The sequence below is a fragment of the Sphingobacterium tenebrionis genome, assembly GCF_037126265.1.
In the GTDB taxonomy this organism is placed as follows: domain Bacteria; phylum Bacteroidota; class Bacteroidia; order Sphingobacteriales; family Sphingobacteriaceae; genus Sphingobacterium; species Sphingobacterium tenebrionis.
Window position 1 is genome coordinate 51292 of sequence record NZ_JAYLLN010000016.1, and the last position, 20194, is coordinate 71485.

General features: G+C 34.9%; 21 protein-coding genes and 1 pseudogene. 19 read left to right on the forward strand and 3 right to left on the reverse strand.

Annotated features, from left to right (window positions below; translation table 11 throughout):
- The first annotated feature begins 140 nt into the window (after positions 1 to 140).
- The 3 genes from VJ786_RS08230 to VJ786_RS08240 all read left to right on the forward strand — a co-directional run bounded on the left by VJ786_RS08230 (position 141) and on the right by VJ786_RS08240 (position 2663).
- Positions 141 to 1058, forward strand: coding sequence for a DUF8464 domain-containing protein (locus tag VJ786_RS08230; RefSeq protein ID WP_336557599.1), 918 nt, complete (start codon positions 141 to 143; stop codon positions 1056 to 1058).
- An 88-nt stretch (positions 1059 to 1146) separates the two neighbouring features.
- Positions 1147 to 1485 carry a hypothetical protein gene (locus tag VJ786_RS08235; RefSeq protein WP_182498529.1) on the forward strand — a complete coding sequence of 113 codons (339 nt, stop codon included), beginning with the start codon at positions 1147 to 1149 and terminating at the stop codon, positions 1483 to 1485.
- Entirely contained in the window at positions 1482 to 2663 is a 1182-nt protein-coding gene (locus tag VJ786_RS08240; protein WP_336557600.1) for a relaxase/mobilization nuclease domain-containing protein, read from the forward strand. Before VJ786_RS08235 ends, VJ786_RS08240 begins: the two co-directional genes overlap by 4 nt.
- A 99-nt stretch (positions 2664 to 2762) precedes the next feature.
- Here VJ786_RS08240 and VJ786_RS08245 read toward each other — a convergent pair whose 3' ends face one another.
- Together VJ786_RS08245 and VJ786_RS08250 are read right to left on the reverse strand one after the other, a co-directional pair.
- On the reverse strand, positions 2763 to 3275 hold the full coding sequence (locus tag VJ786_RS08245; RefSeq protein ID WP_336557601.1) for a beta-barrel fold lipoprotein: 513 nt from the start codon (positions 3273 to 3275) through the stop codon (positions 2763 to 2765).
- Positions 3276 to 3288: 13 nt separating this feature from the next.
- Positions 3289 to 3510: a hypothetical protein gene (locus tag VJ786_RS08250; protein ID WP_336557602.1), complete on the reverse strand. Its 222-nt coding sequence runs from the start codon at positions 3508 to 3510 to the stop codon at positions 3289 to 3291.
- Positions 3511 to 3582: 72 nt separating this feature from the next.
- Between VJ786_RS08250 and VJ786_RS08255 the strand changes: the two genes are divergently transcribed.
- From VJ786_RS08255 to VJ786_RS08265, 3 genes are all read left to right on the forward strand, one after another.
- Positions 3583 to 3813 (forward strand): helix-turn-helix domain-containing protein, encoded by a 231-nt coding sequence (locus tag VJ786_RS08255; protein WP_336557603.1) that lies wholly within the window; start codon positions 3583 to 3585, stop codon positions 3811 to 3813.
- Between the two features lie 220 nt (positions 3814 to 4033).
- Complete coding sequence (locus VJ786_RS08260) at positions 4034 to 4666, forward strand: metallophosphatase domain-containing protein (RefSeq protein WP_336557604.1); 633 nt, start codon at positions 4034 to 4036, stop codon at positions 4664 to 4666.
- Complete coding sequence (locus VJ786_RS08265) at positions 4663 to 5013, forward strand: DUF3024 domain-containing protein (protein WP_336557605.1); 351 nt, start codon at positions 4663 to 4665, stop codon at positions 5011 to 5013. The genes VJ786_RS08260 and VJ786_RS08265 overlap by 4 nt, the downstream gene beginning before the upstream one ends.
- Before the next feature lie 17 nt (positions 5014 to 5030).
- Here VJ786_RS08265 and VJ786_RS08270 read toward each other — a convergent pair whose 3' ends face one another.
- On the reverse strand, positions 5031 to 5258 hold the full coding sequence (locus VJ786_RS08270; RefSeq protein ID WP_336557606.1) for a hypothetical protein: 228 nt from the start codon (positions 5256 to 5258) through the stop codon (positions 5031 to 5033).
- Between the two features lie 184 nt (positions 5259 to 5442).
- Here VJ786_RS08270 and VJ786_RS08275 point away from each other — a divergent pair, with 184 nt between their 5' ends.
- From VJ786_RS08275 to VJ786_RS08335, 13 genes and pseudogenes are all read left to right on the forward strand, one after another.
- Entirely contained in the window at positions 5443 to 6042 is a 600-nt protein-coding gene (locus VJ786_RS08275; RefSeq protein WP_336557607.1) for a DUF6088 family protein, read from the forward strand.
- Positions 6043 to 6045: 3 nt separating this feature from the next.
- Complete coding sequence (locus VJ786_RS08280; RefSeq protein ID WP_336557608.1) at positions 6046 to 7035, forward strand: nucleotidyl transferase AbiEii/AbiGii toxin family protein; 990 nt, start codon at positions 6046 to 6048, stop codon at positions 7033 to 7035.
- Between the two features lie 62 nt (positions 7036 to 7097).
- Positions 7098 to 9467, forward strand: a complete 2370-nt coding sequence (gene hsdR, locus VJ786_RS08285) for an EcoAI/FtnUII family type I restriction enzme subunit R (protein ID WP_336557609.1) — start codon at positions 7098 to 7100, stop codon at positions 9465 to 9467.
- On the forward strand, positions 9467 to 10900 hold the full coding sequence (locus tag VJ786_RS08290) for a class I SAM-dependent DNA methyltransferase (RefSeq protein WP_336557610.1): 1434 nt from the start codon (positions 9467 to 9469) through the stop codon (positions 10898 to 10900). The genes hsdR and VJ786_RS08290 overlap by 1 nt, the downstream gene beginning before the upstream one ends.
- Positions 10897 to 12984 carry a restriction endonuclease subunit S gene (locus tag VJ786_RS08295; protein WP_336557611.1) on the forward strand — a complete coding sequence of 696 codons (2088 nt, stop codon included), beginning with the start codon at positions 10897 to 10899 and terminating at the stop codon, positions 12982 to 12984. The genes VJ786_RS08290 and VJ786_RS08295 overlap by 4 nt, the downstream gene beginning before the upstream one ends.
- A 3-nt stretch (positions 12985 to 12987) precedes the next feature.
- Positions 12988 to 13686, forward strand: a complete 699-nt coding sequence (locus tag VJ786_RS08300) for a hypothetical protein (protein ID WP_336557612.1) — start codon at positions 12988 to 12990, stop codon at positions 13684 to 13686.
- A gap of 3 nt (positions 13687 to 13689) precedes the next feature.
- Positions 13690 to 15531 (forward strand): AAA family ATPase, encoded by a 1842-nt coding sequence (locus tag VJ786_RS08305; RefSeq protein ID WP_336557613.1) that lies wholly within the window; start codon positions 13690 to 13692, stop codon positions 15529 to 15531.
- Positions 15531 to 16928, forward strand: a complete 1398-nt coding sequence (locus VJ786_RS08310; protein ID WP_336557614.1) for a 5-methylcytosine restriction system specificity protein McrC — start codon at positions 15531 to 15533, stop codon at positions 16926 to 16928. Before VJ786_RS08305 ends, VJ786_RS08310 begins: the two co-directional genes overlap by 1 nt.
- Before the next feature lie 228 nt (positions 16929 to 17156).
- Positions 17157 to 18044: a hypothetical protein gene (locus VJ786_RS08315; RefSeq protein ID WP_336557615.1), complete on the forward strand. Its 888-nt coding sequence runs from the start codon at positions 17157 to 17159 to the stop codon at positions 18042 to 18044.
- Between the two features lie 505 nt (positions 18045 to 18549).
- On the forward strand, positions 18550 to 18684 hold the full coding sequence (locus VJ786_RS08320) for a hypothetical protein (protein WP_336557616.1): 135 nt from the start codon (positions 18550 to 18552) through the stop codon (positions 18682 to 18684).
- 62 nt (positions 18685 to 18746) lie between these two features.
- Positions 18747 to 19196, forward strand: a complete 450-nt coding sequence (locus VJ786_RS08325; RefSeq protein WP_336557617.1) for a hypothetical protein — start codon at positions 18747 to 18749, stop codon at positions 19194 to 19196.
- A 313-nt stretch (positions 19197 to 19509) separates the two neighbouring features.
- On the forward strand, positions 19510 to 19776 hold the full coding sequence (locus VJ786_RS08330) for a transposase (protein WP_185218669.1): 267 nt from the start codon (positions 19510 to 19512) through the stop codon (positions 19774 to 19776).
- Between the two features lie 41 nt (positions 19777 to 19817).
- Positions 19818 to 20194 (forward strand): annotated as a pseudogene (locus VJ786_RS08335) (IS3-like element ISLbl2 family transposase); the annotation flags it as partial.

A 20194-nucleotide genomic window follows, 5' to 3' on the forward strand; every position in this document is an offset into this window, starting at 1 on the left:
ATCGTTTGATGATGGAAATGTGATGATATATACGTCTTGAAATCAGTTTGTTAAGTAAAACTATCATCAGGTCATCAAAAAATGCAGGTTTTAACCCTAATCTATAATACTGTGTGTCACAGCAACTAAAATTTAGAGGTATGAATTGTATACAAGCAAAACAAATATCATTACTACATATATTAAATCGTCAGGGATTTAAAGAGGCATATACGAGAAATAATAAAGGCATAATATATTATTGGTTTATCTCGCCTTTTAGACAGACTGAATCAAAACCAAGCTTTTCGTATAATTCCCAGTTAAACACCTTTTACGATTACGGGAACGGTATCTCGGGAACAGTGGTGGATTATATCTGTGCCTATTATCAATGCGAAATCCCCAAAGCACTTGAACTGCTACAAGATTTCAATTTTTCTTTTTCCCAGCAAAATCTATATAGTGAAACTATTGCTGAGAAAAAAGAAAAAAAATCTATTGGATACGGAATTACGTCTATTCATCCTATTAAACATCCGGCATTAGTACAATATTTGGCTAAGCGCAAAATAAGCCCAAGCCTCTACTCGAAGTATCTTGTCGAGATCAATTACACGATTGACGGACGTTCATTCTTTGGAGTAGGTTTTCAAAATGCCAGCAAGGGTTACGAGGTCAGTTACGAATATAAAAAGAAAAGAACAGAAGAATTTGTACGTATAAAAACATGTCTTGTCTGCAAAGACATCACCTTTTTTTTGATAGGCAGTACGAGTGTGGTAGTCACAGAATCTTGGAGTGATTTCTTGGCGCTTTTAACACTATATCCAAAGATGGAAGATCGTAATGATTATATAATCCTTAATAGTGTTTCCATGCGTGACCGATTAATCGAAAAAATCAAATCTTCGAATTATTTGACGATTTATTCGGCAGCCGATAATGACCCAGCTGGCAGTGATATTTTAAAAGTTCTTGTTGAGAATTTTGCTGATCGAGTGATTCCCTTAAATCCGTTTTATTCCGATTATAAAGATGTCGCAGAGTATCTTGAAAAGGAAGGCAAATCATATTAAGAATTAGGATAGCAAGCCATGGACAGAGGGCCTCCTACGGGAAGCCTACCTGTCCGCTTGCTATCATCAAACTGCACTTTGTTTAGTTATGAAAAGTAGAAAATTACATCCTGATGAAAAGAGGATTTATGAAGTTAAAGTCCGCTTGAATTTAAAAGAGAAACAAAAGCTTGAAGGGATAATCCGCATTAGTAATGTACACGCTCCCGATGTGTTCAGGATGCTATTAATGAAAGGAAAATTACCTGATGCAGCTGTCCCAGCACTCGACATTCAGACTTATTATGAGTTGAGAAAACTGGCAGCAAATTACAATCAATATGTCAAAGCAATACATCAAAGTCGAATAACAAACATAGATTGGGAGATCGCAAAACAACTCACAGATTTACTGGATATAATTAAGAACAAAATTCGCAAGTCATGATCGCTATCCAAAAAGTTCACAGCTTCACCGATGCATTCAACTACAACGATAAGAAGCTAAATCTACCTGACAAGACCCAACGAGCAGAGTTACTTGACCATAACTTCCTTAATGCAGATAGGGAAGCTGTTTTGCAGGAAATCAATATGATTAATAGTTTACACAGTAACCGAATGAACAACGACGGTTATCACGTTGCTCTGAGCTTTTCGGAGAATGATAAAATTTCCAATGACATGCTAAAGTCCATTGCACATGATTATAAAAAAGGAATGGGATTCGGTGATGATCATTTGTTTCTGCTTTATAAACATAACGATGGTGAAGACCATAAGCATATCCACGTTCACCTGTTGCTACATCGGCTTTCAATTGATCCCGAAACCGGAAAAACAAAATTAGTCAGTGACTCAAATAATTATCAGCGTAGCGAGAAGCTGTGCCGTGAAATCGAACGAAAATATGGCTTGGAAACGGTTCGATCCTCAAAAGAAGCACAAGATCGGGCGCCAAATAAAGATGAACTGGAAATGATACAACGAACGGGCAATCTTTCAAACCGTATGCTGATGCAGGTGCGGACGAAAGATGCTTTGTCAAAATCAAATAATATTCAAGATTTTATTACCCAATGTAAACAGAACGGCATCCATCTGATCTTTAATCAATCCGAAAGCACAGGACGAGTTTCGGGGATCACTTATATTTCTGTGGATGGTTTTATAGCAAAAGGTCAAAAACTTGGCAATCAATTTAAATGGTCAAATCTAATAAAACAGCTCAAATATGAACAAAGCAGAGACCGTCAAGCGATTGGCGAAACAAACCGTGATACAAGAGAGCGATTTAAGGATCTACTTAACCAAGGAGATCGAGGAGTTGAAAATCGGAATACTAGAAATAGTCAAAATTCAAAGCAATATTACGAAGAATCAACTCATTTTGCATCGAACGATGGAAACAATTTCCAAGACAGAGGCAAAAGTGGATTTAACTCCCATTCTGAACGAGCTAATAACAATGAGGAAACAGAACAGGAATTTGAAGAAACAGTTTCTAATCAATTTTCTACTGGTGCAAGTACCATTATTAGCGGTCTTAGTGGCTTACTTGGTAGTATTGGCGGTGACGAGGTAGATGAAGACGAAAAGCGAAGAAAAAGAAGATTCAAACGTTAAGCAGTATATAATTATATAACGCTATCATTATATAATTATATCATTGTAACAATATATTAATATATAATGTTACAATGATATTGTGTAGGGTTTTATCGCTTAGTTTTCAGTAAGTTTGGAAGGATTTGATACGTCAAAAATGAGAACTTTGGCGGCATAATCGTTTGATTGAAATGAAAGTGATTTTTCTGCTGTCTTTTTACCATCAATGTAAAATTCGTACTTAGCCGTTAGTGGCGTAGAATTTTCGGTCAGATTGGCCGCTATTGTGGCAATGGAAAAAGTGCTAACGGGCATTGATGTCTTAATACTTTGGCTGGAACTGCTGATCGGTGACATTTCAGCTTGATGAGTTATTGAAGCATCCTTTAGGATGGATGGTGTTGAAGTAATGCCGTCAAATCTAAAGCTGTTATTCAGACCACCATCAATACTCGCCACTTGTAGCCCGAAATTAACACCATAGGTAGCATAATTTGAACCGAAGGTAATTCTTAACTCAACAGCTTTTTTCCTCATGGAGTTGTCAATGTCATTTTTATCGTCTTTTTTACAAGATATATTCATGACAACAAAAAGGCATAATATGCCAAAAATAGTATTTCGCATCATATATAGTTTTAGGTTATTTTCTCAATTGTTGTCTTAGGTAGTCATCTAACATTTTCTCCCTATTTCTTAATTTTCTTTTTTTCTCTTGGTTAGAGGCAATCGCCCAGATAAAAAGTCCCCAAGCGGAGAATGCAACTATTACCCCAATCCAGTTGCTTTCGCCACCGATCACACCCTTCATGAGCGCTATGAAACTAATGAAGTTCACAACAAAAAACCAAAATATCCATTTCATAAATCAAATATATAAAATAATACTGTTACATGTAGCGGTGTTTTTGATTTCTTTCTTTTCTTAATTGCGTTGATGGACAAAAAGCCCCACGCAACAGAAACAGAAATCTATTTAATTGAGAGTGTGAAAAAACTTCGATTAGAACGAGGTATTTCACAAGCACAGTTAGCGCACCTGTTAGATGTGTCGACAGGGTTCATTGGTCATGTGGAAAGTTCAAAAGATCGAGCCAAGTATAATCTCAATATGCTTGTAAAATTGAAAACTATATTGGACTGCGAGTATGGTGATCTGTTGCCTTAATATGTTTAAGGTTGTGACTTTTGGAAATTAATTCTTAATGCAGTACCATTATCAATAAATTTATCGAAGCTCTGTGGTCAAATGAAGGTTGCAATTTCAATCTAACCAATACGATAGCGTACGCTATCTTGTTCAATAATTAAATGATCTTGATATGTGGATTTATGAACATATCGGTGATTTTTTGTTGTCTCTTAGCGTATAATCCATAAATTTGGATATGCAAATAGTAGCTGTTTCAGATACTCACGGTAAACATCGAGACTTAAAAATTCCTGATGGAGATGTTTTTATTCATGCTGGTGATGTTACTCGAGGAGGAACAAAAGAGCAGGTTGTTGATTTTTTGGAATGGTTTGCGGAACAAACGCATACACACAAAACATTTGTTGCAGGAAATCATGATTTCTTTTTTGAACAGGCTGATTCTGATATGATATCTAGCGTAATCCCTGATGGAATCATTTACTTGAATGATTCTAGTATTGAGATAAATGGTGTCAAATTTTGGGGTTCACCCATTACACCGTGGTTCAACAATTGGGCTTTTAACCGTAATCGGGGTAGTGAAATTAAGAAGCATTGGGACTTGATTCCAAATGATATAGATGTGTTGATTACACATGGCCCTCCTTTTGGTATTTTGGATGAAACTGTTTATGGAAACCGAACTGGATGTGAGGATTTGCTTTTGCGTGTCGAACAGGTAAAACCAAAGTTTCATATTTTCGGCCATATCCACGAAGAATACGGAACCTCTACAGAAGCAGAAACTACGTTTGTCAATGCCTCTGTACTGGATGACTGGTATGAAATGAAGAACCAACCCAAAATTTTAAATATATGCCGATGAGGGATAATAAAGAACCCATTTCCATGGTGGAAGTGCAATTGAAAAATTTTGTAGAAGCTAGGCGACCCAAGGAGGAAAAGATACGTGAAAAATTGGATTTTGGGTATTCGTGGGATGGGCAAACGGCTTTCCTGTTTGAGATCAGACCGCAATGGAATGATCCAACAAATATTTTAGAATTACCGTTTGCAAAGCTTCGTTTTGTAAAATCTTCTAAATTATGGAAACTGTATTGGATGCGTGGATCGGGTAAGTGGGAGGCTTATGAACCAAAGCCTGAAAATGTAAATCTCCAACTATTGCTGGACGAAATTGATCATGATGGCTATGGCTGTTTTTTCGGGTGATAAACGCTACAAAAAAGCTATTTCCGCATATCTTTTTTTGTAGCACCGCGGTAATACTGCTTTCCATCCTTTGCGCCATCCCAAACGTTCGTAACACCGTGGATTTTAGTTGGAGCATCGTTTTCTAGACGGATTAGTTTTTTAGAAACCTTCCGGAAAGTTCTATTCCACCGTCTTTTGTCTTGTTTTTCTGTTTCAGCTGTAGTGATTCCGAATATTTTGGTTTTTCTTACTGATCGAGACATGGTTGGGTTATAAACTTAAAAGTATTGTTAAATGCATCAATGCAAAGATAAATATGCCTAACGGCTATTCAAACCGAGTGCAACGAGCTCATGAAATAATTTCATTTAACGTGTTTAATCACAAATACCGGGTGTATTGTCACAAATATTTATTAAATTTGTGACAACGAAACAGAGGAAAAAATTGGAAACATCTAAAAATCAGATAGAAATTAAACTTGTAAAAGCGCAGAGAGGAGTACTGTTCTTTGCTGATGATTTTATAAAGTATGGATCTTCTGATAATGTTAGAAAAATACTTTCTCGTTTAGAGAACGATGGCCTTATTGAAAGACTGGCTCATGGTATCTATATCAAGCCAAAGAAAGATCCTTTGCTAGGTACGATATATCCTAATATCGGAGAGATTGCAAAGGAAATTGCCAAAAGAGATAAAGCTCGAATTGCTCCAACAGGTGTGATGGCACTGTACTTACTAGGACTTACGACACAAGTGCCATTAAAGGTAGTGTACCTGACTGACGGCTCGCAACGTGAAGTGAAAATAGGAAATCGAACCATCAAATTTAAACGAACTGTTCCCAAAAGTTTTGCCATAAAAGATGAGTTATTACATCTTATTGTGCAGGCTTTTAAGGAGAAAGGGCAACAAGAGATTACAGAAGAATTTTTAGAGACGATCAAGCATGCTGTGAAAAAGTTAGATGAGAAAGTGATGCAAAATCAAGTAGTATATGCACCCGTATGGATTCAGAAACAAATCAATAATCTTTATCAGTCTTGACCTATGTGGATAAATCTAGCCGATGAACAAAAGCTTCAGGTTTTGGAGCAAGTTGAAAATGCAGTTGGATTGCCAGCATTTGTGGTGGAGAAGGATTGGTGGGTATGTGTTATATTAAAAGCCGTTTTTCAGTCCAAATATGCAGATTCCATCATCTTTAAAGGTGGCACGTCCTTGAGTAAGGCATATAATCTGATAGACCGTTTTTCGGAAGATATAGATTTGATCATTGATCGTCATCTGCTGGGATTTGATCAATTGGACTCTAAATCTCAAATAAAAAAATTGAGGAAGGCTTCTGGTGGTTTTATTATTAATCAATTCCGCGAGGAGCTTATAACTCAACTGGATCAACTTGGTATCGATCGGAAATTATATGAAATAAGGTATAACGATCATATAGATGATACGAGCGATCCCAATACATTGGAGATCCATTACCAAACCGTTGTCCCAATGGATAATGTTTATATTCAGCAACGGGTTCTTCTGGAAATGGGGGCGAGATCACTAACCGAGCCGTTTGAAACAAAATCCGTAATATCATTTCTTGACCACCATTATAGTGATCTTGATTTTACTGAGCCTTCATTTGATGTTCAGGTGGTTATCCCAACGCGTACGTTTATAGAGAAAGTGCTATTATTGCACGAAGAGTTTTCAAAACCGGTCGACAAGATTAGGACGGATCGATTAACCAGGCATTTATATGATTTAGATCGAATTATGAAAGCTGAATATGGTGAAATGGCTATTGCTGATGATGCATTGTTCAATACGATCGTTCAGCATCGGAAAACAGTTACGCCATTAAGAGGGATGGATTATTCTAATCACGTCAAAGGGAAATTGGATATTATACCGCCAGAATACATTATGGATAAGTGGGAAGCAGATTATAAGACTATGCAGGAAAACATGATTATGGGAAAGAGTTTGAAATGGGATGAGTTGTTGGATAGAATCAAGGAGATTGAGAGGAGATTTAATTAACTGTTTTAATTGATTATATGTGGTTAGAATAAACATAACGGTCAAATTTAAAGTATTGAGATATGCATAAAACGGATTTATCTGAATCTGACATAAAAGCAAAGTTTATCACGCCTGCGATTTTAAAATCAGGTTGGGATGAGCAAACGCAAATTGGGCGTGAAATTTTCTTTACGGATGGTCGAATCTACGTAAAAGGAAAATTGACCGCAAGAGGAAAAAGAAAATTTGCAGACTATATTCTATTCTACAAACCCAATGTTCCGATTGCTATTATCGAAGCAAAAGACAATAAACATAGCATAAAAAGTGGCATTCAACAAGCTCTTAATTATGCCAATACTTTAGACATTCCCTGTGCGTTCAGCAGCAATGGAGATGGCTTCTATTTTCATGACAAAACAGCTAGCGACGGAGCAATAGAAAAAGAAATAACATTAGACGAATTTCCAAGTCCCGAAATCCTGTGGGAGAAATACAAAAAATATAAAGGAATTGAAACTACAGAAGTTGAGGAAATTGCCAAACAAGATTATTTTCAAGACGGCTCCGGACGTAGTCCAAGATATTACCAACAAATTGCCATAAACAGAACGATTGAAGCGGTTGCCAAAGGCTTAGACAGAATTCTTTTAGTAATGGCAACAGGAACTGGAAAAACGTATACCGCTTTTCAAATTATTTATAGGCTATGGAAAAGTGGTGTTAAAAAAAGAATTCTGTTTTTAGCGGATAGAACTGCATTGATTGACCAAACAGCTCGCGGAGATTTCAGACATTTCAAAGATGCGCTAACTATCATCAAACATAAAAAAATTGATACTGCTTATAATATTTACTTAGCATTGTACCAAGGGTTGTCTGACAATAAATCAGAAGACGCTTATAAACAATTCAGTCGAGATTTCTTTGACTTAATCATTATTGATGAGTGCCACAGAGGAAGTGCAAAAGAAGATAGCAAATGGAGAGAAATTCTTGAATATTTCAATAATGCTACTCATATTGGCTTGACAGCAACACCAAAAGAAACAACCGAAGTTTCTAACATTGACTATTTTGGTGAACCGATTTATACTTATTCCTTAAAACAAGGAATTGATGATGGTTTTCTTGCTCCATACAAAGTAGTGAAAATCACATTAGACATTGATGCAGAAGGCTGGAGACCACCACAAGGATTTTTAGACAAAAATGGAAATCCTGTTGAAGATAGAATTTATAACCGAACAGATTTTGACAAAAATATTATCGTTGAAGAACGAAGGAAATTAGTAGCTAAAAAGATTACAGAATTTCTAAAAGGTTACGACAGATTTGCTAAAACTATTGTCTTCTGCATTGATATTGAGCACGCAGAAGGAATGCGTACTGCATTGGCTAACGCCAATGCGGATTTATTTGCTCAAAACAATAAGTATGTAATGCAAATTACAGGAGATAATGAAGAAGGAAAAAGAGAATTAGACAGTTTTATAAATCCTAGTGAACGCTATCCTGTTATTGCAACTACTTCAAAGCTAATGACAACAGGTGTCGATGCTCAAACTTGCAAACTCATTGTTTTGGATAGCAATATTGGTTCAATGACAGAATTTAAACAGATAATTGGTCGTGGCACTCGAATTAACGAAGAATACGGAAAAACATATTTTACCATTATGGATTTCCGAAATGTTACCAATTTGTTTGCAGACCCAGATTTTGATGGTGATCCTGTAATGATAAAACAAGTAAATGAAGATGAGGATTTAAGTGATGCAGGAGAAGAAACAACGGATGAAACTATTACTGATATTTTAGATGGCGAAGTTATAGATTTCCCCGAAGTTGAAGGTGGCGGAGAAATCGAGGATAATACCAAACGAGAAAAAATTAGAGTAGATGGCGTGCAAGTCAAAATCGTAAATGAACGTGTACAATATCTTGGAGCTGACGGAAAAATTATTACCGAAAGTTTAAAGGATTATACAAAGTCAAATGTTACCAAACAATACCAAACTTTAGAAACATTCTTATTACGTTGGAACAATGCAGAAAAAAAAGAAGCGATAATCCAAGAGCTAGAAGAGCAAGGTATTTTCTTTGATGCTTTAAAAGAGGAAGTAGGAAAAGATTTTGACCCCTTCGATTTGATTTGCCATTTGGCTTTTGAAGCCAAACCTTTAACACGAAAAGAGAGAGCCAACAATGTAAAAAAACGCAACTATTTCACGAAATATGGTGAAAAAGCACAAGAAGTTTTAAATAGTTTGTTAGATAAATATGCAAAAGATGGACTGCTAACTATCGAAAGCACAGAAGTTTTAAAATTAGACCCGTTAAATAAACTGGGAACACCCATCGAACTCATTAATGCATTTGGTGGCAAATCACGATATTTGCTGGCTTTAAAAGAATTAGAAACAGAATTATATAATAGTATAGCATAATGGCAAATATAGGAGCTGTAATTACCAGCATTAGGAATATAATGCGTAATGAAAGTGGCGGAGGCATTTCGGGTGACGCCCAGCGATTAGAACAGTTGGGATGGATGCTCTTTTTGAAAATTGTTGACGATAAAGATAAAGAACTTGAATTATTAAGAGATGATTATAGGTCTGTTATCCCTGAAAAATTTCAGTGGAGGAATTGGGCTGCTGACCCTGAGGGGATTACTGGTGATGATTTGTTACGGTTTATAAATTCTTACCATAAAGGCGATGAAGGATTGTTCGAGACACTACGTAATTTATTTAGCACATCGAATCCTAAAAGAGCTAATATTATAAGGGAAGTATTTGAGAGTTCGAATAACTATATGAAAAGTGGGTATGGTTTGCGAAAAGTCGTTAATAAAATTAATGAGATTGATTTCAATAGTTCAAGAGATAAGCAAGTTTTCGGAACTATTTACGAAAGCATTTTGGTCGAATTGCGTGATGCTGGTAACAAAGGCGAGTATTACACACCAAGAGCTATTACCAAATTAATGACAATGATGACCGACCCAAAATTGGGTGAACGTGTACTAGATCCAGCATCGGGAACCGCTGGTTTCTTAACCGAAGCCATAGACCACGTTCGGGATAATTATGTAAAAACCGTAGAACACGAACGCATTTTACAAACCAGTATTACAGGTTGGGAATTTAAACCGGTACCGTTTGTATTGGGATTGACCAATCTTATTTTACACGAAATAGAAGTGCCCGATTATCATTATATAGATAGTTTAAAAGTAGAATACAATAGCATTGGCAGAAAAGACCAAGTGGAGGTCATTCTTGCCAATCCGCCATTTGGGGCGAGCATTGCTGACGGTGTAGAAACCAACTTTCCTGCCAATTATCGTTGCAAAGAATCGGCAGATTTGTTTGTGATATTGATGTTGCAATTGTTGAAACCACACGGAAGATGTGCGATTGTGTTGCCCGATGGCTCTATCACTGGCGAAGGTGTAAAAGCCCGAATTCGTGAAAAATTATTGACCGATTGTAATTTGCACACCATCATTCGTTTGCCACAAAGTACTTTCTTCCCTGCTACGGTAAGTACCAATTTATTATTTTTTGAAAAAGGAAGTAAAACCAAGGATATTTGGTATTATGAACACAAATTGCCCGAAGGACAAAAAAGTTACAGCAAAACCAAACCCATACAATTTGAAGAGTTTGAACCGTTGATACGATGGTGGAACAACCGTGAAGAAAACGAACAAGCTTGGAAAGTAAATGTAAAAGATTTAAAAGACTGGGATTTGGATATTAAGAATCCCCACGAAATTGAAGAAGAATTCGAGTTTTCAAGAATTGAATTAGTAGAAAAAATTCAATCAAGTCAAAAGACTATATCAAACCTTTTAAATGATTTAGTAAAATGAGCTTGAAATTCAAATTTGTACCACTAACTTTTTTAAAGGATGAAGTTCAAATAAAACATCAAATTAGAAATACAATAATTCTTAGGTATTTATTTGACAAGTATAATGCTACCACAAAATTAAAACACCTAATTTCAGGTACTCAATATGGTTATAATGCTTCTGCCTTAAAAAGTGGAAATAATAAATTTTTGAGAATAAGTGATATAACTGATGGTAAGGTCAATTGGAATGATGTTCCTTATTGTGATTGTACAGATGAGAAAACTTATTTGCTGCATAATAATGACTTACTCATTGCAAGAACTGGAGGTACAACAGGGAAAAGTTTTTTAATTTCGAATCCACCAAAAAATGCTATTTACGCAGGCTACTTGATTAGAATACAAGCCAATAATGAAAACAATCCTGAATTCATTAATTTGTTTTTAAATAGTTACATCTATTGGTCTCAAATTGTTTCACTAAACAAAGGAGAGTTTAGACCAAGTGTGAATGCTGAGAAATTGAAAAGTTTGATTGTACCAAAAGTAAACACCAACATTCAGAATGATGTTGTTCGTATTTCGATTGGAGAAAAAGTAAAAGGATATGAAGATTTGTTTTTAGCAATCGATAATGCTTTGTCCGACTATGATAAAACAAAGGAAATTTCATCTCAAATTGAAATCCAAAAAAAGTATTATGAAAATATAAAGCAAGCCATTTTGCAAGAAGCCATACAAGGCAAATTGACAAAAAATTGGCGTGTTGAAAATCCTAATGTTGAGCCAGCTTCAGAATTGCTAAAACGCATCAAAGCCGAAAAAGCAAAACTCATCAAAGAGAAAAAAATAAAGAAAGAAAAAGAATTAGCACCTATTTCAAAAGAAGAAACACCTTTTGAAATTCCTGAAAATTGGGTATGGGTTAGGTTGGGAGAAATTGCCAAATATGTACAACGAGGAAAATCTCCTAAGTATGTAGATTATAGTTCGGTTCCCGTTATTTCTCAGAAATGTGTTCAATGGAATAAATTTGAATTTCATAAGGCAAGATTTATTGATGAACAGACTTTGGATAAATATGAAGAAGAACGATTTTTAAGAAATGGTGATCTACTTTGGAATTCAACAGGAGATGGAACTGTTGGAAGACTAATAGAATTTGTAAACGAAACGAATTATGATAAAATAGTTGCTGATTCTCACGTTGCTGTAATTCGATTTATGCCATCAATAACATCAAGTTACATTTTATTTCATTTATCATCGAAACTGATCCAAGATAACCTTATTGTATCAGGAAGTACTAAACAAACGGAATTAAGTCGATCTACGGTTTTAAATACCATGATTCCATTGCCACCACTTTGCGAACAACAAGCTATTGTAGAAAAAGTAAAAAGTTTAATGGTAAAATATATGGCTTTGGAGCAAGAAATAGCCCAAAGTGAGCAGTATGCCAATATGCTGATGCAAGCGGTTTTAAAAGAAGCGTTTGAAAGTAAAATGGCGGCGGTAGAATCCGTTCAAATGGATAGATCTATCCAATTAGCATTGATGCAGATGATGTTTAAGCAAAACTTAGGTATCAATTATGGTGAAGTCATTATGCAGAAAACAGCATATAATTTAGATCATCTTTACCATAAAGAATCTTCTTTTTTTCCGTATTCGTACCAAAGTTCTAATCACGGTGCATTTTCTGTGCAATTAAGATTGGAATTGGAATCTAACCCATATTTAACGACACAATCTACAGAAAAAGGAAAAGTACTTTGTTTAGAACCAAAACAAAAAACAACCGTATTAGATGCTTTTTCGAATCCTGTCTATAAAGATTATATACAATCACTTACACAGCTTTTAGAGATTTATTCTTTACCAATTATTGGAAAAAAATCTAATCAGATAGAATTGTTTAATACTGTGTTAAAAATAATGAATGATTTGGGAACGGATAAAATAGACGAAATTTACGCTAGTATGGAAAATTGGGAGATCGAGCAAAAAGGATATAAGACAAAAGCTGAAAAATTCTCTAAAATCGATACAGAAAAAATACTAGATCTCGTTGTGAAACTTCGTAAGCAACTAGTTTAAATTATGGATAATATAGATTGGTTAAAATCATACAATAAATCGTTGTCCCAATTTGAAGAGGAATATTCGCTTACAGACCTGTTGACAGAAGACGATAAGTATTATCCCAATTCATATTGGAATAGAATAGTTCGATTATCTGCTTTTGATAAAAATATGGAGGAAAATGGTTATCATTTTTTATATGAGATTCAAGGTCTGAGTAGTCAGATTCATTTTGGACTGAAAAACTGTTTGTTCTTTGATTCACTAAGGAGCAAAAAGATTGGGTTTCCAAATCAATATAATCATCGATACGCTTTTTTTGTTGAATCCACTGTTCATGCAGTCTATGCCTACTGGAATCGAGTAGCTAGCTTTATCAATTTCAATTTCGAGAAACCTTTCGGGAAAAGGCAGATTTATTTTAATCAAAAATTGTTGGGCAAAGTAAAATCCGAGTTTAATGGAATAGAAAAGTCCAGTTCATTTAAATATTTACTAGATGTTTATTCTAAATTAAACTCTTTGGACCGGAATGAACTCGCTCATAATAACTCACTTAGTATGCAAGAATTTCTACCGTATAAATACGAGGAGTCTCGTTTAAACTTTGATGAAATTAATGAAACACTTATCTTCCTGAACAATGCAATCGCTCGAGATATTGATGTTCTCTGCGAATTATTGGAATATTTAGAAAACAGTGTAAATCATAGGTAAATTATGGCACTTTGGAAATTAGGATGTCGATGGGGATCAGGAACTCCACTTTTTTACGATTTTATCAAAGAACACGACATTGTCATAGGGTGGAAAGACAAAGATTATGCTGTTGATGAATATTTATTTGTTACTGATGGCCATACTGTCTTAGATATTGCAAGAATAAGATCAAAAAGAAAAAGCGTTTTGGAATTTAAAGCATTTGAGCGAGAATTCACAGAACTTCAAATTCCTTTCGATGAAAATATTTTTATTTACGAAGCAGAATTTCTAAATCTACGAGAAGAAGATAGATTTAATTATCCATTACAACAGGGGATAGTCCAAGTCAAGGGTAAGGAATACCTCGAAAAATTTGAATCGATAATAAGTAAATATAAAGGGGATGTTATGGTTGGTATAGTAAACCTTTTGAAATACAAGAGGCAGATCATTTTACAAGGTCCTCCGGGAACCGGAAAAACGAAGCTTGCTAAGGAAATTGCTGAGCGATTAATTGTGCCATATGAGTTTTCTGTCAAAAAAGCAAAGCCATTAAACATATTAAAAAAACATATATTAGAAGTTCTAAAGGTAGGCGATACCGTGCTTAATAAGGGTGTTGATTCAATAGGTTTTAATAGTATTCTTCTAACTGGTGGAACAGAGGTTGATCACGAAAACATTATCAGAGCTTATTCACAGAAAAGGTGGTCTAATGCTAAGAAAGATATAGCTGTAGCATTGGCACAAAAGATATACCATAGGATTGGCTATATAGATGATGCGAAGACACTACATCCAGAAATAAAATTACTACAATTTCATCCAAGCTACACCTATGAAGACTTTGTTAGAGGGATTGTTTCTAAACCTAGCGCAGATGGTGACGGGATAATATATGAAGCAGAGGATAAAACTTTAGGAAAGTTTGCTAAAGAGGCACTAGACAATTATTTGGGATCATTGACTCCACAAATAGATTTAGAAGAAAAAGATTCTTTCGATGCCTTTATAGACTATCTCAAAGAGGAAATAGCACAGAGCGAAGATCATAAATACAATATTACTGATGCTGTCTATCTCTTTTCGGCAGATGAAACAAGATTTAAATATAAAGGTGATAATTGGGTTGCTCATAGCAAAGGTTTGAATATGAAATTCTCCGAATTAAAAAAGATTATTAATTCAGGAGCTAAAGAGCGTCAGGACATTAAAAAAATGACAGATTTGGAGGAACTGACCAGACAACACGCTACTTATTTCATCAAAATTGCTGAAAAATATTACTCATTCAAAAGTTCATCGAATAAAACCGATTTACCTAAACAAGAAATCGCTTTAAAAAACTACGTTCTCATTATCGATGAAATCAATCGCGCGAATCTTTCCTCAGTGCTAGGCGAATTGATTTACGCATTTGAATACAGAGGTGAAGCTGTTGAAAGCATGTATGCTGTTGAAGGTGAGAATAAACTTACTTTGCCTCCCAATCTTTATATCATTGGAACGATGAACACAGCTGATCGTTCGGTTGGACATATTGATTATGCAATACGTAGGCGTTTTGCTTTCGTGGATGTCTTACCAAAAGATTTGTCTGAAGAGGATGGAATTGTATTTGATTCGCAATTATTCTATGAAGTTTCAGAACTTTTTGACACTAACCTATCCCCCGAATTTGAAAAGAAAGATGTTCAATTGGGGCATTCGTACTTCATTGACAAATCTAAAGAAGGCGGTAGTATTGCTATTCGTTTGCGATATGAGATAAAACCTATTTTATTCGAATATGTCAAAGATGGCGTTTTGATAGGAGATAATATCAAACAGAAAATTGAAGCGCTGAATCCGTCAATCTAATGGGTATTCGATTATTTGAACATAAGACTTTTTATATCCGTCTGAGTGAATCGGAAGATAATCTTGTTGTTTCAGCTGACGGACTTTCTTTAGGAGTCGCTGATTTTGAACGATTTGATCAAGTGCGTTCTAAGCTATTCAATAATAGCAGTCATCGATATATATTTGAGAAGAGGGAAGCTGAATATCAATTAAAAGCTGATTATTGTATCGGGATAGATTGGTTAGGGAAAACCGGTCGATATTTGTATGTCGAACCCAAAATCAATCATGCTACAAGTCAATTATTTATCCGAAAATTAGAAGATGAGGACGATAATTTAGATTCGAGCAAAGGAGAGTTTCAAGACAAACACTACGAGCTGGATTATTTAAATATGCTATTGCAGGTAACATCTATTTCTGAAAGCAATAGAGAGATTAAGGATTTAGTTCAGATTGACTGGGATTCTCAGCAGATTTCTATTGAACAGAAAGATGATAAATTAACTCCTTTCTTGATTATACGCTTTTTACAAACGTTGAAGTCTATTGTTCGCAAAGGTTTGAAGAAGAATTACTATAAAGTACGAGAAAACCTCAGTAATAGAGTAAAAGGAAAGATTTTAGTGGGGCAGCATATCAAACAAAACGTTTTTAAAAACAGATTCACCAGTACCTTTTGCAAATACCAAGTGTTTGGTGAAGATCATCTGGAAAATAGATTTTTGAAAAAGGTATTACAGTTTGTGATCAGTTATGTAGAGAATCATAAGGAACTACTATCACAGAATTACAATGTTATTCAAGATGCTATTAATTATTGTAGACCAGCATTCGAGCTAATTTCGACAGATATCAAAGAGTCAGAAATAAAATCGATTAAATACAATCCTTTCTATGCAGATTATAAGGATGCAGTACGTACTGGAGGGTTTATTTTAAAGAAGTTTGCTTACAATATAACTAAGACGATCAATCGCAAAATATTGACTCCGCCATTTTGGATTGATATGCCACGATTATTTGAATTGTATGTGTATAGTAAAATGGTGAAAGATAATTCCGATTTAGTGAAAGAGATAAATTATCAATTTGCGACCTACGGCAATGCACTAGATATTTTGATTTCACATGCAGAGTTTAGAATGGTAATAGACGCTAAGTATAAGTTGCATTATAAGGCAGGGCATCTACATCAAGACATACGGCAGGTCGCTGGCTATGCACGCTTAAACAAAGTCAGAAAGAAACTTAAAGTGGAAGATGATATAAATATTGATTGTTTAATCATATATCCTGATATGGATAATGGGGTCGAGGATTTCAACTTACAGACCATTAATCGGGAACGACAGGAAATTAAGGCTTATCATAAGGTGTACAAATTGGGCGTGAGATTGCCAGTTATCTTATAATTTCTAAAAAAACTAAATGTCGTATTAAATTTGATTTGATAAGCATTATACGTGATGGTTATGCAGCGAACGAGAGCGGTGTGAACAACGCAAGGATATTCATGATAAATATTGGTTGTTTGAAGATACTTGGATTACAAACTCCTTGAAAATTAGTATAGTTTGCGATCTTAAAATCGATATGTATAAAGATAATTATGTACACTTATTTTAAGTTAACGAAATAATATGAAATTAATACAATGGACACTTTTTATAGATATGCTGGGGTATGGTGAAATAAATGGCACGATAGAATCTGATAAACATGCTGACGAGTTTATTTCCTTCATGTCGAAAAATGCTGATATTTTTAGACAACAAGATAACGATGATATGCGTAGAGGGTATGAGAAGTCCAATTTTAATATTTATGAATATTACGATATTCAGCACGCATTGATTTCAGATTCATTGGTTATTACATATAAACCTAAAGAATTGAATACAGAAATTTCCGATGCATTATATTATCTTCATTCCGCAAATTCATTTTTTATAATAGCTCTACGGTTGCAATGGTATCTATATCATTGCTTAGAAAAAAAGAAAATATTTGTTAGAGGTGGTATATCTAATAGATACGCAAAGATAGATGGAAATTTTGCAGTCGGATCAGGTATAATTGAAGCTTATAAATTAGAAAGTAGAATAGCTAAATATCCTAGAATTGTAATTTCAGATGAAATAAAAAAGAATCAACCGCTTATTGAGGCGATTAATTTTCTTTCGGCTAGACTTTATCGTATTCCGACCATATTTGCCCAAGAAGAGGAAATAATGTTTTTTGATTACGCTCGATTGATGGTTAGAATCGGCCTTCAAGGCGGCTTAGATTTTCAAAACATGGCTTTATATCATAATTTTTTCACTCATCACAGAGATGCTATAATATATCATACAGATGTCGTTACAAAAAAGATTGAACAACTTAATAAAGACGGAAAGGTATCAGAAGCATCTAAGACTAAAGATAGTGTTTTATCGAAATATGTATGGTTGAAAAATTACCATAATAACGCTATCAAAACATTTGAAGATGAAAAGATTGAAGGGATTTATAGGATAAACATTTAATAGTTTGTACTTAATCTGTACTTTTTAAAAATTAATTCGCTGAAAATCAACCTGTAATACTTTTTGTATTGGGAAGTAGTTGTATATAATTGGATAAAATTAGATATTAGTAAAATAATATAAAGCCTTGAAAATTAAATGTTTTCAAGGTTTTTTGTTTGAATGTGGACCGCACTCTCCATCTACACTGCCCTGTTGTAGGCTAACTAATTGGATATTTGTTCTATATTTTGATATTACTCCATCAGGTGAATATTCTAGTTGTTTGATACAGTAAAATTTCATTTTAAAAAATTAGGTATAGTTATATTATGGTTGTATAATTAATAGTGAATAAAGATAAATATTATTGATTAAAGATGTGTAATTACGGGTTCCCGTATATATTATACGTGATTAATGTTGATTTTTATTCATTAATATTTAGTAATATTTATTAATTAAAGATATCTTTAAGGAGTAAAAAACCATACACCTATTAATGAAATTTAACGAAGATTCGAGAGTGAAGATACCTGCCTTGTTGCATCTCATGCCGATGCTGATGAATGGGCAGGTGAAGGTAGCAGATAATACTAACAGCTCTAGGGAGCCACAAACTAACTTAGCTGCTGAAGCAGCCACAGTATACCAAGACTAGCGCTTGCTAGTTTTGGGTGTATTTTTATTGACTAACTGATTAATAACAAATATAATTATAAGATGGAACAAACACCTCTAGAATTCAAAGTGGCATTATCTAATGATCAAGTTGAACTAATTAAATCCTTTAATACAATTATCGATGAGGAAGAAATATTTGATGAAGAATCATTTTATGAATTTATTAAAAATATAATCAAGGACTTTTCTAAAAAAAGTTCTACAGGTGAAAATGTTGAAGGAATGATTCTAAACTACATGCTTAGCTTAGATCAATCTGAACATGGAGCACCTGAAATTTCAGATTATACTTTGGAGACATTGAACGCTAATTTGAATACCTTAGAAGGTAATTTTGAGCTTTGTTATTCGGTGTATTACTATTATGGATGCGATGATTTAACTCAAGATAGTGATAAAAAATTAGATTTTGATTTTACAATTGATCTAGAAAACAAATATATCACTTTTGTGTCTCAAAATAACTTTACTAGATTTAGTTCTGAGTAGAATTTTTAAAAAATAGAAGATAATTGCAGCTCTAGCGAGCTACAAACTAACATAGCTGCTGAAGCAGATACAGCATATCAAAACTAACAAACGCTAGTTTTGAATGTTTCTAATGACTAACCGTATTATTATTTTATTGACCTGGAAATTATGGATATTTTCTATAACCTATATGTATTATTTATAGGTTTATTATTTTTAATTGGAGTAGTATTTTTTCTTGTTGAAAGACCTAACTTTACAAGTTTAGGTGTAACCCTCCCGAAAATTCGGACTGTCTGAAACGCGAAAATTCGTAACTTAGAACAGTACAATGAAAAAGACAAGAATCAGCGAGAGCCAGATTGTTTCTGCGATCAAGCAACATGAATCGGGTAAAAGCACTTCGGACATCTGCAGGGAGTTGGGTGTCCACCAAGCAACCTTTTACACTTGGAAGAAGAAGTATTCCGGGATGGACAGCCAAGAGCTGCGCCGTATGAAGGAACTGGAGGAAGAGAACCGCCGTCTCAAGCAGATGTATGCGGACCTCGCCCTGGACCACAAGATCCTCAAGGACGTACTATCAAAAAAGTTCTAAGGCCCTGCCAGCGCAAGGATATGGCTGCTTATGTTATTTCTATGCACCAGATCAGCATCAGCAGGGCCTGCAAGGTTGTCAACCTGCCGAAGTCGATGTATTATTACAGGAACAGGAAGGACGACAGCGAAACGATAGCGAAGCTCCGAGAGCTGGCCGATCGGTATCCAACCGAAGGACAGGACCTTTACTATTCACGTATCCGACATGAGGGACTGAAGTGGAACTACAAACGAATCCGCAGGGTGTATCAACTCTTGGGGATGAACCGTCGCAGAAAGACCAGGAGACGACTTCCAGCCCGGGTAAAGCAACCGTTATCGATTCCAGAAAGGCCGCTTAAAACATGGTCTCTGGACTTTATGAGCGACGTACTGACCAATAAGCGCAAGTTCAGGACCCTGAACATCATTGATGA